Source organism: Thalassobaculum sp. (assembly GCF_040219615.1).
Classification (GTDB): domain Bacteria; phylum Pseudomonadota; class Alphaproteobacteria; order Thalassobaculales; family Thalassobaculaceae; genus Thalassobaculum_A.
This window is the reverse complement of sequence record NZ_JAVJSE010000041.1, coordinates 401,242-414,565: the sequence shown is the minus strand read 5'-3', so window position 1 is coordinate 414,565 and position 13,324 is coordinate 401,242. Positions and strand designations below refer to the sequence as shown.

The window sequence follows — 13,324 nt, the reverse complement described above, 5'->3', positions numbered from 1 at the left end:
CAAGATCCGCCTGATCATGAGCCTGCGGGGCCGCGGCATCGTCAGCAGCGCGGTTCTCGGGGCACTCGAGCGGGTGCCGCGCGAGCTGTTCGTGGACCCGGCGTTCCTGGACCAGGCCTGGGAGGACCGGGCGCTGCCGATCGCCGCCGGCCAGACCGTCAGCCAGCCCTTCGTCGTGGCCTTCATGACCCAGGCACTCGAACTGACCGACCGTACCAAGGTGCTGGAGATCGGCACCGGCTCCGGCTACCAGGCGGCGATCCTCGCCCGTATCGCGCGGCGGGTGTACACGGTCGAGCGCCATGCCGAGCTGCTGCAGGTGGCCGAGCGGCGATTCGCCGAGCTCAAGCTGCACAACCTGCACACCCGCCACGGCGACGGCTGGAAGGGCTGGGCCGAACAGGCACCGTTCGAGGCGATCATTGTCACCGCCGCCGCCTCGGAGCCGCCCCAGGCGTTGCTCGACCAGCTCGCCGACGGCGGGCGGATGGTGGTCCCGGTCGGCAATACCAGCGACGTGCAGCGCCTGGTGCGGTTCCGACGACACGGCGACCGGATCGAGGAAGAGAAGCTGCTCGACGTCCGGTTCGTGCCGCTGGTGCGCGGCGCCGCCAGGGCCGACGGCACGCAATGAACCCGGCGCGGGAGTCCGCCGCCCTGTTGCGCCGCCGCCACGTTGAGCCGGATCCGGCCGCCCCGTACACTGCCGGGACCATGATCCGCTCGATCGTCAGACCCGCCGCCGTCCTGCTCGCCTGCCTGGCGCTGGCCGCCTGCGCCATGGGGGGCTCCGGCCCGCGCCTGGCCAACCCGGACCCGGCATCGAACCCGCCGTCCACCGCCGGCAGCAACGCCTTGCCTGCGGACGGGGTGATCACCGTCCGGCCCGGCGACACGGTCTATGCCCTGGCGCGACGCTATGGGGTCAGCGCCCGGACCCTGATCGAGAACAACCGGCTGGCGCCGCCCTACCTGCTGCACGTCGGCGACCGGCTGTTCGTGCCGGTGCCGCGGGTCCACGTGGTCAGGTCGGGCGACACGCTCTCGGAGGTCGCCCGCGACTACCGCGTGGATTTCCGGCGTCTGGCGTCGCTCAACGGCCTGCGGCCGCCCTACGAGATCAGGGTCGGCCAGCGTCTGCGCCTGCCGGGGGCCAGTGACGGTTCCGACGGGACCGTGGTCGCTTCCCGGGCCCCGCGGGTCCCGCCGGTGCAGGCCGAGACCGTGCCGCCGCCGCGCGACCCCAACCAGCCCTGGTCGTCCGGCGGCAGCCTCAACTTCCCGGTACGCGGATCCGAGCCGCCGGAAGGCCCGACGACCGCCGACCCTCCGCCGTTGCCGGCGCCCCGGCCGGGGGAGTCCGGGGCGGGCGACGTGGTCGTCGCCGAGGCCCCGCCGCCGATGCCCCGGGCCCCCACCGGACATGTCGGACCGGCGCGGGAGAGCGCCGCGCGCACCGCCGTGCTGACCCCGCCGCCCCGGGCCGCCGGGCGGTTTCTGTGGCCGGTCGACGGGCGGGTGATCGCCGGCTTCGGGCCGCGCGAGGGCGGGCTGCACAACGACGGGATCAACATCGCCGCCGACCAGGGCACCCAGGTCCGTGCCGCCGAGAACGGCGTGGTCGTGTATGCCGGCAACGAGCTGCGCGGCTTCGGCAACCTGCTGCTGATCAAGCACGCCGACGGCTGGACGACCGCCTACGCCCACGCCGACAAGCTGCTGGTCCGGCGCGGCGACCGGGTCGAGCGCGGCCAGCCGATCGCGACGGTCGGCCAGACCGGCAACGTCGACCGCCCGCAGCTGCATTTCGAGATCCGCCGGGGACCGCGCGCGGTCGATCCCCGCGACGAGCTCGGCGCGGCCCGGGCCTCCTCGGCCCCGGGACGGCCGCGATCGGCATCCGGATGATCCGGTCGGTCACCCTCGAATGGCGGTTCGGAACGCTCGATCTGCCGGCCGACGACCAGTACATCCGGCAGGCGATCGAGCGGACCGGGGAGTACAGCGGGGCCGAGATCGACCTGTATGAGTCGATCCTGCGGCCGGGTGACGTGGCGCTCGACGTCGGCGCCAATGTCGGGATCTTCTCGATCGCCATCGGATGCGCCGTCGGCCCGTCCGGCCGCGTCCTGGCGTTCGAGCCGCAGCCGCCGATCTTCGAGATCCTTCAGCGGAACCTCGCGGCCAACGGTCTGTCGCAGGTCGAGGCCCGCCGGGCCATCGTGGCGGCGGCCGACGGCGAGGGCGAGTTCGTCGACCTGCATTCGCTGCCGGCCGGCCGGCCGTTCAATTTCGGCGGCATCGACCTGTCGAGCCGGGCGTTCTCGGCCTACGGCGACACCGTCGCGACCCCGATGCTGCGTATCGATTCCCTCGGCCTGGGACGCTGCGACTTCATCAAGGTCGACGTCGAGGGCGCCGAGGCGCTGGTGGTCGCCGGCGCCCTGGGCACGATCGCAGCATGCCGGCCGGTGCTCAGCGTCGAGTGCGACCGGCCGGACCAGATGGCCATCGTGGTCGACGCGCTGCTCAGCCGGGGCTACCGGCTCTGGCGCTTCCGCGGCGTCAACATGCGGGTACCGAACCCGAAGGGAGCCCAGCTGGACGGTGTCCGGCCGATCTCGATCCTGATGCTGCTGGCGGTGCCCGAAGAGCGCCTCGACCGGCTCGACGCGGTCGACCGGTCTGCCCTGCAGGGGGTCGGCGACCGCGCCGCCTTCGAGCTGATGTCACGCGGGATCGTCCGCGAGGAGCCGGCCTGACGGGGCGGCTCAGAACAGCCACGACCACAGCAGCGGCAGCAGGATCGCGGTGGCGAGCGCGTTCAGGCCCATGGCGAGGCCGGAGAACGCGCCGGCGACCTCGTTGACCTGCATGGCCCGGGCGGTGCCGATGCCGTGGGCGGCGACCCCGATCGCCAGGCCGCGGGCCCGCCAGTCGCGGATCCGCAGCAGGTTGAGCAGGGGCGGTCCGAGCATGGCGCCGGTCACGCCGGTCAGGATCACCAGCACCGCGGTCAGCGACGGCAGCCCGCCGAGCTGCTCGGCGATGCCCATGGCGATCGGCGTGGTCACGGACTTCGGGGCGATCGAGGCGACGATCTGCGGGCCGGCGCCGAGCAGGGCGGCGATCGCCACCGCGCTCAGCGACGCCGCCAACGAGCCGAGCACGACCGCCGCCAGCAGCGGCCCGGCGGACTTCCGCACCCGGTCGAACTGGTTGTACAGCGGGATCGCCAGCGCCACGGTTGCCGGGCCGAGCAGGAAATGGACGAACTGCGCACCCTCGAAATAGCGCTCGTAGGAGGTGCCGGTGGCAACCAGCAACCCGACCAGGATCACGATGGCGATCACCACCGGGTTCAGCAGCGGGTTCATCCCGAACCGCCGGTAGATCCGGTTGCCGATCAGGTAGGCGATCAGGGTCAGGGTGAGGTGCAGCAGCGGGTTGGCCGCCAGATACACCCAGAGCTCGCCGACCGGCCTCACGACGGGTCGCTCCCGGCCGTGTCGGGCCGGCGGCCCGCCAGGCGCTCCAGCCCGAGCATCGCGATCGCGGTGACCGCCACCGCGATCAGGGTGCTGGCCACCAGGGCCACGCCGATCGCCAGCCAGGCGTCCTCGATCCGCTGCAGATGCAGCATGATGCCGACCCCGGCCGGGACGAACAGCAGCGAGAAATGCGACAGCAGGGTGCCGGCGGTGGTCTGCATCGCCTGCGGGACGCCGCCACGGACCGCCAGTCCGGCGAACAGCAGCACCATGCCGAGGACCGGACCGGGGACCGGCAGCTGGAACATCCCCGTCAGGACCTCGCCGGCCAGTTGGCAGACCAGCAGGAGGGTGAGGCTCTCGATCACGCCGTGCCCTCCGCCGGTCCGGGCTGCCCTACGCGACCCGCTTGCCGTGCCGGCCGGCCAGGTCCTGGATGAACTGCCAGGCGACGCGGCCGGAGCGCGAGCCGCGGGTCACCTGCCACTCGCGGGCCTCGGCCTGCAGCTGTTCGCGCGGCACGTCGATGCCGAAAGCCTGGGCATAGCCCTCGATCATCGCGAAGTAGGTATCCTGGTCGCAGCTGTGGAAGCCGAGCCAGAGCCCGAAGCGGTCGGACAGCGAGACCTTCTCCTCGACCGCCTCGGACGGGTTGATCGCGGTCGATCGCTCGTTCTCGATCATGTCGCGCGCCATCAGGTGGCGGCGGTTCGAGGTGGCATAGAACAGCACGGTCTCGGGCCGGCCCTCGATGCCGCCTTCCAGCACCGCCTTCAGCGACTTGTAGCTGTTGTCGGCGTGGTCGAAGGACAGGTCGTCGCAATAGACGACCGCGCGCCGGTCGACGTCGCGCAGGATGTGCAGCAGCTTCGGCAGGGTCTCCAGGTCCTCGCGATGGATCTCGATCAGGGCCAGTGAACCCGGATGGTTGGCGTTGACCTCGGCATGCACCGCCTTGACCAGCGACGACTTGCCCATGCCGCGCGCGCCCCACAGCAGGGCGTTGTTGGCCGGCAGCCCGAGGGCGAAGCGCTCGGTGTTCTCGTACAGGGTCCGGCGCTGCAGCTCGACACCGCGCAGCAGCTCGATCGGGACCCGGTTGATCCTGGCGATCGGCTCGAGCCTGCCGTGGGCGGCGTCCCAGATGAAGCCGTCGGCGGCCTTGACGTCGGACGCGGCCGGCGGCGGCGGTGCGAGGCGCTCCAGCGCGGCGGCGATACGGCCCAGCACGGCGAGGGTATCGGCATCGGCGAGCGGCGGCACGGCGGGGGAATTCGGAGTGTCGGCGGGCATGGCGGCGGTCTCGGGCAGCGTTCGTGGGACGGCGGAAACAGGACGTGAACGTCGGAAGCGGCGGACGTTAGCGGCGTGCCGATACCCGGTCAACGGCGCGGCGCGATGGACAGCCGCGCGTCCGTTGCAATTCGTCGGTGCGTCGCTATAGTCCGGCCACTTCGCGCCGGCCGCAACGGCGCGCCTTGAGAGCGGGGACGAACCCCGCGGGAGACGGAACGGCATGCTGATTTCACCGGCCTACGCGCAGTCAATGGGCGGATTGGGTGGCGGCAGCGACTTGATCATGTCGCTGGCCCCGCTGGTCCTGATCTTCGCGGTCTTCTACTTCCTGCTGATCCGCCCGCAGCAGAAGAAGATGAAAGAGCATCGCGAGATGCTGTCCAACGTCCGACGGAACGACCGGATCGTCACCAATGGCGGGCTGGTCGGCGTGGTGACCAAGGTCGCCGAGGGCGACGACCTGCTGACCATGGAGGTCGCGCCGGGGGTGCGGGTCCAGGTCGCGCGGGCGATGATCGCCGAGGTCCGCGGCAAGGGTCAGCCGGTCGCCGCGAAGTCCGGGCCCAAGGGCAAGGGCAAGGCCGACAAGGACGACGAGCCGGACGAGTCCGGCGAGGACGAGGCGGCCGACGCTCCGAAGTCCGCGGGTTGACGGGCCGCGGCCCGGGCTACGCTAGCTAGGCGAGCATCATGCTTCAGTTTCCGACCTGGAAGATCCTGCTGGTGGCGCTGGTGTGCCTCCTCGGCTTGGTCTATGCCGCCCCGAACCTGTTCGAGCGCGACACCTTCGGCGATGTGCCGACCGGTGTGCCCGGTCGGCAGATCAACCTCGGCCTCGACCTGCAGGGCGGTTCCTACCTGCTGCTGGAGGTCGATGCCCGGGTGGTGGTGCAGGAACGCCTGGAGGCGATCGTCGAGACCGCCCGGCGCGAGCTGCGCGACGCCAAGATCGGCTATGTCGGCCTCGGCGTGCGCGGCGACCTCGCCGGTTTCGAGGTCCGCGAGCCGGGTGAACTGGAGCAGGCGCGCCAACTGGCCCGCAAGTTCGAGCCCGGCACCGAGGTCGAGACGGACGGAAACCGGGTCACCATCGGCCTGGGCGAGAAGGCCGTCGCCGAGATCACCCGAAACGCCGTCCAGCAGTCGATCGAGATCGTGCGGCGGCGGGTCGACGAGACCGGCACCCGCGAGCCGCTGATCCAGCGCCAGGGCGACAACCGGATCCTCATCCAGCTCCCCGGCGTCGACGATCCCGAGCGGGTCAAGGCGCTGATCGGCCAGACCGCCAAGCTGACCTTCCAGCTCGTCGACCTCGGCGCGTCGGCTTCCGATGCCCTGGCCGGCCGGGTGCCGCCGGGATCCAAGGTGCTGCCGTCGGCCGACAACCAGGGGCCGAGCCACTACGTGGTGAAGCGCCGGGTGATGATCAGCGGCGAGAACCTGGTGGACGCCCAGCCGAGCTTCCAGGACGGCCGGCCGGTGGTCAGCTTCCGCTTCGACTCGGTCGGCGGCCGCCGGTTCGGTCAGGCGACCACCGAGAATGTCGGCAAGCCGTTCGCCATCGTGCTCGACGACAAGGTGATCTCGGCCCCGGTGATCCGCGAGCCGATTCTCGGCGGCACCGGCATCATCTCCGGCAGCTTCAGCGTCCAGGAAGCCCAGGACCTGGCGCTGCTGCTGCGCGCCGGCGCCCTGCCGGCGCCGCTGACGGTGCTCGAGGAACGCTCGGTCGGCCCGGGCCTCGGCGCCGATTCGATCGCTGCCGGCAAGGTCGCCTCGATCGTCGGCCTGCTGCTGGTCATCGGCTTCATGATCGTCGCCTACGGGCTTTTCGGGATCTTCGCCAACCTGGCGCTGCTGCTGAACATCGGCATCATCGTGGGGGCGCTGTCGGCGCTGCAGGCCACCCTGACGCTGCCGGGCATCGCCGGCATCGTGCTCACCATCGGCATGGCGGTGGACGCCAACGTGCTGATCTTCGAGCGGGTCCGCGAGGAGCTCGACAACGGGCGGTCGCCGATCAACGCACTGGACGCCGGCTACCGTCGGGCGTTCACCACCATCGTCGACTCCAACCTGACGACCCTGTTCGCCGCGGTCTTCCTGTTCGCCCTGGGTTCCGGCCCGGTGAAGGGCTTCGCGGTGACCCTGGGCATCGGGATCATGACGTCGATGTTCACGGCGGTGATGGTCACGCGCCTGTTCGTGGCGATCTGGGCACGCCGCGCGCGCCCTGCCACGCTGCCGATCTGAGGCCGGGAGACAAGCGATGCTGAAACCGATCCGCTTCGTTCCCCGAAACGCCCGCCTGCCGATCATCCGCAGCCGGCTGCTGGCGTTCGCCATGTCGGCTCTGCTGGTGATCGGGTCGCTGGTCGCGGTCGCCACCATCGGCCTGAACTTCGGGATCGACTTCAAGGGCGGCATCCTCATGGAGGTGCGCACCGCCGCCCCGGCGAACATCGCGCAGATGCGGTCCGACCTGGGCGGGCTCGGGCTCGGCGAGGTGAGCCTGCAGGAGTTCGGCGACGAGCACGAGGTGCTGATCCGGGTCCAGCGCCAGGACGGCGACGAGGCCCAGCAGATCAAGGCCACCGACGCGGTCCGCAAGATGCTCGGGGACGGCGTCGAGTACCGCCGCACCGAGTTCGTCGGCCCGACCGTCGGCCAGGAGCTGATCGAGGCCGGGGCGCTGGCCGTCGGGCTCGCCCTGCTGTCGATCCTGCTCTACGTCTGGTTCCGCTTCGAGTGGCAGTTCGGCGTCGGCGCCATCGTGGCGCTGGCCCACGACATCATCTCGACCCTCGGCCTGTTCGCGATCATCCAGCACGAGTTCAACCTGGCGACCGTGGCCGCGGTGCTGACGATCGCCGGCTACTCGATCAACGACACCGTCGTGATCTACGACCGGGTGCGCGAGAACCTGCGCAAGTACAAGAAGATGGCGCTCGCCGAGCTGTTCGAGCTGTCGGTCAACGAGACCCTGTCGCGGACCACGCTGACGTCGGGCACCACCTTGCTGGCGCTGTTCTCGATCTACCTGTTCGGCGGCGCGGTGCTGGCCGACTTCGCGCTGGCGATGATCTGGGGCATCGTGATCGGTACCTATTCGTCGGTCTTCATCGCGGTGCCGCTGCTGCTCTACACCGGGCTGCGCCGCGGCGACGAGGACGCCGACAACGCCCAGGTCCCGGAATACGAGCGGGCCGAACGCGAGGGCTGACCCTATGGACGTCACCCCGCTCGTCCCGGAAGGCGTCCAGATCATCCACGGCTACGGCGACGGCGGCTTCCGGATCGCCCAGGTGTTCCACCGCGGTCCGGTCCTGGTGATGCCCGAGACCACGCTGCCGTGGTCGGTCGTCCCGGCAAGCGCCCTGGACCCGCTGGACCTCGACGCGCTCGAGCCTATCCTGGCGGCCGAGTTCCGTTTCGACATCCTGCTGATCGGCACCGGCGCCACCCAGGTGTTCGTTCCGCCGGCGGTCCGCCAGCGCATCCGGGAGCGCGGGCCGGTGGCGGAAATGATGGACAGCGGGGCGGCTTGCCGTACCTTCAACCTGCTGCTGGCCGAGGGCCGCCGGGTGGCCGCGGCCCTGCTGCCGGTCGACTGAGCGAATCCGCCGGAGAGACAGACCGCCGATGGCATCCGACCCGACCGACACCGCCGATCACGGCATCCTGCCGATCCAGAGCCTGCGCGCCGGCATCCGGGCCGGCTGGATCGCGGCCGAGCCGGCCATCCTGGACGCCCAGCTGCAGCCGGCCAGCCTGGACCTGCGTCTCGGCTCCCGGGCGTTTCGCGTGGTCTCCAGCTTCCTGCCGGGTCCGGAGCGGACGGTCGAGCAGAAGCTGGACGACCTGCAGCGCTCGCAGGAGATGTACGAGCTCGACCTGAGCAAGCCGACGGTGCTGGAGCGGGGCTGCGTCTACATCGTGCCGCTGGCCGAGAGCCTGGCGCTGCCGGCCGCGATCTCCGGGATCGCCTCGCCGAAGAGCAGCACCGGCCGGCTGGACGTGTTCACCCGGCTGATCGTCGACCGGGCCTCCGGGTTCGAGCAGGTGCCGGCCGGCTACAAGGGGCCGATGTACCTGGAGATCGCGCCGCGCACCTTCTCGATCGTGGTGCGGGCCGGCGACCGGCTGAACCAGGTCCGCTTCCGGGTCGGGGCCACCGGGACCAGCGACCGCCAGCTGCGCGAGGCCCACGACCTGGATCCGGTGGTGTTCGCCGGCGGCGCCTCGGCCGAGGCGGTTATCGCCGACGGGCTGTGGGTGTCGGTCGACCTGGCGGCGCGCGGCGACGACCCGGTCGCCTACCGGGCCCGCCGGCACGCGCCGCTGCTCGACATCTCCAGGGTCGCCCATTACGACCCGCTCGACTTCTGGGAGCCGATCCGCGGCGATGCCGCCGGCCGTCTGATCCTGAACCCCGACGACTTCTACCTGATGGCGTCGCGCGAGGGCGTACGGGTGCCGCCCGGCTACAGCGCCGAGATGGTCCCCTACGACACCGCGGCCGGCGAGTTCCGGGTGCACTACGCCGGATTCTTCGACCCCGGCTTCGGGCATCGCCCGGACGGTACCGGCGGGACCCCCGCGGTGCTGGAGGTGCGGTCGCACGACGTGCCGTTCGCCCTCGAGCACGGCCAGCGGGTCGCCCGGCTGAAATACGAGCGGTTGCTGGCGGTGCCGGACGTGCTGTACGGCCGCGATCTCGGCTCCAACTACGCCGACCAGCGCCTGACCCTGGCCAAGTTCTTCCGCCCGCTACCCCGGCGCGGAGCCCCGTGACCGGCGCCGCCTCTGCGGCGGACGGCTTCGACTTCGCCTGTGCCGCCATCGCCCGCCGGCACGACCACGAGCGCTATCTCGCCTGCCTGTACGCCCCGCCGTCGCGCCGCGCCGCCCTGCTGGCCCTGCTGGCCGCCAACCACGAGGTCGCCAAGACCGCCGAGGTGGTCAGCGAGCCGGGGATCGGACAGATCCGCCTGCAGTGGTGGCGCGAGACCCTGGAGGGCATCGCCACGGGCCGGCCGCGGGCCCACGAGGTCGCAGTGCCGCTCGCCGAGGCGGTGTCCGGCCACGGCCTGAACCTCGACCGCCTGCACGCCATCGTCGACGCCCGCGAAGCCGACCTGGATGGCGAGCCGCCGGCGACCCTCGACGACCTCGAGGCATATGCCGCCGCGACCGCCGGCGAACTGCACGCCGCCGTCGCCGAGATCCTGGACGCCGATCCGGCGCTCGCGCGCGACGGCGGCACCGCCTGGGGCCTGCTCGGCCTGATGCGGGCGCTGCCGGCCCTGACCGCCGCCGGCCGCACTCCGCTACCCGAAGCACTACTTCAAGAAAACGACATATCTCACCAGAAAATCAGAGATATGGGCGGATCCGTACGGCTTTGTCAGGTCGTCCGGCCGGTCGTGCACAGGGCCCGCCGGCGGCTGGCGGCGATGCGCGACTCGGCAGGTTTCCGGGCCCCGGCGTTCCGCCCGCTGCGCCTGCTGGCGGATCGCGCCGGCGACCACGCCCAAGCCCTGGAGCGGGCCGGTTTCGAGCCGTTCGCCCGGCCGCCGGCGCCGCCGGCCGGCCTGGTCTGGCGCTATGGCTTGCGGGTGCTCGGCTATCGCCTGGGCCGTTGAGCCGCCGGCTCCGGTCGCGACTACTCGGCCGCCACCCGCGGGGCCCGCCCGAGCCAGGCGTCGAGATCGGCGAGCGCCCGGGCCGCCTGGACCTTCTTGCGATCGACGCCCTTCAGCTTGCGGCGCCGGCCGTTGACGGTGATGGTTTCGGCCTCGTCCGGCGGCGGGAACAGCCCGAAATTGACGTTCATCGGCTGGAAGGTCTCGGGATTGGCCTCGCCGGTGATGTGCGCCAGCAGGGCGCCGAGCGCCGTGGTCCGCGGCGGGAAGTCGGGCTGCAGGCCGAGTCGCTCGGCGGCGGCGAACCGGCCGGCCAGCAGACCGATGGCCGCGCTCTCCACATAGCCCTCGACCCCGGTGATCTGGCCGGCGAAGCGCAGCCGCGGCTCGACCTTGAGGCGCAGGCCGCCGTCGAGCAGCGCCGGCGACTGGATGAAGGTGTTGCGGTGCAGGCCGCCCAGACGGGCGAACTCCGCCTTCTCCAGGCCCGGGATGGTGCGGAACACCCGGACCTGTTCGCCGTGCCGCATCTTGGTCTGGAAGCCGACCATGTTGAACAGGCTGCCGAGCGCATTGTCCTGGCGCAGCTGCACCACCGCATGCGGCCGCCGGCCGGTGCGCGGGTCGGTCAGGCCGACCGGCTTCATCGGGCCGTAGCGCAGGGTGTCCAGGCCGCGGCTCGCCATCACCTCGATCGGCATGCAGCCGTCGAAATACGGGGTCGAGGCTTCCCACTCGCGGAAGTCCATCTTCTCGCTGTCCAGCAGGGCCTGGACGAAGGCCTCGTACTGCGCCTGGTCGAGCGGGCAGTTGATGTAGTCCTTGCCGGTGCCGCCGGGTCCCGGCTTGTCGTAGCGCGACTGGAACCACGCGGTCTCGAAGTCGATCGAGTCGGTGTTGACGATCGGCGCGATGGCGTCGAAGAACGCCAGCGCCGCGGTGCCGGTTAGGGCGCGCACCGCCTCGGCCAGGGCCGGCGAGGTGAGGGGGCCGGTGGCGACGATGACGCTGTCCCACCCGGCCGGCGGCATCCCGGCGACCTCGCCGCGCTCGATGGTCACCAGGGGGTGCGCCTCGAGTCGCGCCTGGACATGGCCGGAGAAGCCGTCGCGGTCGACCGCCAGGGCGGAGCCGGCCGGCACCTTGTGGGCGTCGCCGGCGGCCAGGATCAGCGAGCCGCAGCGCCGCAGCTCCTCATGCAGGACCCCGACCGCATTGGCCTCGTGGTCGTCGGAGCGGAACGAGTTGGAGCACACCAGCTCGGCCAGACCGTCGGTCTTGTGTGCGTCGGTGCCGCGGAGCGGCCGCATCTCGTGCAGGACCACGGGGACGCCGGCGCCGGCGAGCGCCCAGGCGGCCTCGGATCCGGCGAGGCCGCCGCCGATCACGTGCACGGGCGGGAGGGCGGAGGTCATGGCAGGGCCCCGACGGCGGTTAACGGAAGTTTCATCATGATGCGTTGAGATAGCGGTGGCGATCCCCGGGCGCAACCGCTCCCGGGCCCCGGCTGGATGGCGGCGAAATGACCGAACTGTCGAATTTGCCTAAAGTATCGGCACTTGGCAGGTTAACATGACGGCCTCGGGCGGAAGGGGCGCCGCCGCGGGCGGAGTTCGAATGGACGACAAATTCCAGGACGGCATCCCGCGCGAGACCAGGAAGACCGGGTTTCTCCAGTCGTTCGACCGCCAGAAGCTCGACCCCAGCGATCCCGCCGACTTCTCCTCCAAGCTGCTGTCCTTCGTCCGCCAGAACAAGGTGGCGGCCGACGCGTTGATCGCCGGCAACGTCCAGATGCTGGGCTTCGAGGCCCTGAAGGAGCGGTTCGGCGAGCAGTGGCACGGCATCAAGGACAAGGTGCACCTGCTGACCGAAGGCATCATCAAGAAGCACATCACCAGCGACGACGTGTTCTGCCTGATCAACGACGAACGCTTCATCGTGCTGTTCGGCAAGGCCAGCAAGGAGCAGGCGAACAAGACGGCCCATGACATCGGCCGGGAGGTCAACGCCCGGCTGTCCGGGGCCGGGGCCGGCGGCGACGCGGTATCGGTGCGGCCGATGGTGTTCGAGGTGCCGCGTGACGACCCGGCGGCGCTGCGCTCGCCGGCGGCGCTGGAGGAAACCGTCGAGGAGGCCCAGAAGCGCGCGCAATCGGCCGAGTCGGCCAAGGTCGAGGCCGCCAAGGACCAGATGCGCATGCGGTTCTGGCCGGTCGCGAACGTCCGCAAGCGCCTGGTTTCCTGCTACCACGCCGACCTGCACGTACCGGAAGGGACCGACCTCGGATTCGATCCCGACGCACCGTCGGACACCGGCGCCGTCGAGGCCACCATCGACCGCATGGTGCTGCAGAAGGCAGGGGCCGCGCTGGTCGAGGCGGCGGGACAGAAGTGGCGGGCGCTGCTGATCGTGCCGGTGCACTACGACACCCTGGCCGCCAAGGGCTACCGCAGCCAGTATCTGGAGATCTGCAAGCTGCTGCCGCGGATCGCCGAGAAACGCATGTTCCTGATGGTGCGCGGCCTGTCGGACGATGTCCCTCAGGGCCGGCTGCACACCCTGTTCTCCTACCTGGCGCCCTATGTCGCCGGCTTCATCGGCGACTTCAGCCTCGCATTCCGGCGCGCCGACAAGCTCGGCGGGGTTCGTCTGGTTGCGATCGGGGTCGACGGCCACGACATGGCCAACCCGACGGTGCAGGACGTCACGGCTCTCAAGGGATTCTACCAGGCGAACAAGAACATCCGGATGCGCCGCTACTTCTACGGCGCCGGGACCTTCGAGGCCGCGACCGCGGCCCGGCGGGCGCATTTCGACTACGTCCAGGGCGTCGGGGTGGCACCGCCGATGCCGGTCGCCGGCAAGGTCTTCAGCGTATGATCCGGCCGC

Annotated in this window: 14 protein-coding genes; 10 read left to right on the top strand and 4 right to left on the bottom strand. The window is 71.0% G+C overall.

Annotation, left to right across the window (positions count from 1 at the left end):
- The first annotated feature begins 16 nt into the window (after positions 1-16).
- Genes RIC31_RS24905 through RIC31_RS24895 form a run of 3 tightly spaced genes read left to right on the top strand, consistent with a single transcriptional unit; the run spans position 17 to position 2,762 of the window.
- Entirely contained in the window at positions 17-634 is a 618-nt protein-coding gene (locus RIC31_RS24905) for a protein-L-isoaspartate(D-aspartate) O-methyltransferase (RefSeq protein WP_502990151.1), read from the top strand.
- Positions 631-1,908 (top strand): peptidoglycan DD-metalloendopeptidase family protein, encoded by a 1,278-nt coding sequence (locus RIC31_RS24900; RefSeq protein WP_350114617.1) that lies wholly within the window; start codon positions 631-633, stop codon positions 1,906-1,908. Before RIC31_RS24905 ends, RIC31_RS24900 begins: the two co-directional genes overlap by 4 nt.
- A complete protein-coding gene (locus tag RIC31_RS24895) occupies positions 1,905-2,762 on the top strand; it encodes an FkbM family methyltransferase (RefSeq protein WP_350114615.1) in 858 nt (285 codons plus the stop codon). The genes RIC31_RS24900 and RIC31_RS24895 overlap by 4 nt, the downstream gene beginning before the upstream one ends.
- A gap of 9 nt (positions 2,763-2,771) precedes the next feature.
- On the opposite strand, the gene RIC31_RS24890 is transcribed toward RIC31_RS24895, so the two are convergent.
- The 3 genes from RIC31_RS24890 to RIC31_RS24880 are packed head-to-tail and all read right to left on the bottom strand — an operon-like array spanning position 2,772 to position 4,784.
- Positions 2,772-3,488: an LrgB family protein gene (locus tag RIC31_RS24890; protein ID WP_350114612.1), complete on the bottom strand. Its 717-nt coding sequence runs from the start codon at positions 3,486-3,488 to the stop codon at positions 2,772-2,774.
- Complete coding sequence (locus tag RIC31_RS24885) at positions 3,485-3,859, bottom strand: CidA/LrgA family protein (protein ID WP_350114610.1); 375 nt, start codon at positions 3,857-3,859, stop codon at positions 3,485-3,487. The genes RIC31_RS24890 and RIC31_RS24885 overlap by 4 nt, the downstream gene beginning before the upstream one ends.
- Positions 3,860-3,887: 28 nt before the next feature.
- Positions 3,888-4,784 carry an ATP-binding protein gene (locus tag RIC31_RS24880; RefSeq protein ID WP_350114607.1) on the bottom strand — a complete coding sequence of 299 codons (897 nt, stop codon included), beginning with the start codon at positions 4,782-4,784 and terminating at the stop codon, positions 3,888-3,890.
- 223 nt (positions 4,785-5,007) lie between these two features.
- Here RIC31_RS24880 and yajC point away from each other — a divergent pair, with 223 nt between their 5' ends.
- Genes yajC through RIC31_RS24850 form a run of 6 tightly spaced genes read left to right on the top strand, consistent with a single transcriptional unit; the run spans position 5,008 to position 10,432 of the window.
- Positions 5,008-5,439 (top strand): preprotein translocase subunit YajC, encoded by a 432-nt coding sequence (yajC, locus tag RIC31_RS24875; RefSeq protein WP_350114604.1) that lies wholly within the window; start codon positions 5,008-5,010, stop codon positions 5,437-5,439.
- Between the two features lie 38 nt (positions 5,440-5,477).
- On the top strand, positions 5,478-7,040 hold the full coding sequence (secD, locus tag RIC31_RS24870; protein WP_350114601.1) for a protein translocase subunit SecD: 1,563 nt from the start codon (positions 5,478-5,480) through the stop codon (positions 7,038-7,040).
- A gap of 16 nt (positions 7,041-7,056) precedes the next feature.
- The gene (gene secF, locus RIC31_RS24865; protein WP_350114599.1) at positions 7,057-8,010 is read left to right on the top strand and encodes a protein translocase subunit SecF; all 954 of its coding nucleotides are present in this window, start codon (positions 7,057-7,059) and stop codon (positions 8,008-8,010) included.
- Between the two features lie 4 nt (positions 8,011-8,014).
- A complete protein-coding gene (locus RIC31_RS24860; protein WP_350114596.1) occupies positions 8,015-8,401 on the top strand; it encodes an Mth938-like domain-containing protein in 387 nt (128 codons plus the stop codon).
- Positions 8,402-8,429: 28 nt separating this feature from the next.
- Positions 8,430-9,581: a 2'-deoxycytidine 5'-triphosphate deaminase gene (locus RIC31_RS24855; protein ID WP_350114593.1), complete on the top strand. Its 1,152-nt coding sequence runs from the start codon at positions 8,430-8,432 to the stop codon at positions 9,579-9,581.
- Positions 9,578-10,432, top strand: coding sequence for a phytoene/squalene synthase family protein (locus RIC31_RS24850; RefSeq protein WP_350114590.1), 855 nt, complete (start codon positions 9,578-9,580; stop codon positions 10,430-10,432). The genes RIC31_RS24855 and RIC31_RS24850 overlap by 4 nt, the downstream gene beginning before the upstream one ends.
- Before the next feature lie 20 nt (positions 10,433-10,452).
- On the opposite strand, the gene trmFO is transcribed toward RIC31_RS24850, so the two are convergent.
- Entirely contained in the window at positions 10,453-11,847 is a 1,395-nt protein-coding gene (trmFO, locus tag RIC31_RS24845; protein WP_350114587.1) for a methylenetetrahydrofolate--tRNA-(uracil(54)-C(5))-methyltransferase (FADH(2)-oxidizing) TrmFO, read from the bottom strand.
- Between the two features lie 202 nt (positions 11,848-12,049).
- On the opposite strand from trmFO, the gene RIC31_RS24840 reads away from it, so the two are divergent.
- Complete coding sequence (locus tag RIC31_RS24840) at positions 12,050-13,315, top strand: hypothetical protein (RefSeq protein ID WP_350114584.1); 1,266 nt, start codon at positions 12,050-12,052, stop codon at positions 13,313-13,315.
- The last annotated feature ends 9 nt before the right edge of the window (positions 13,316-13,324 follow it).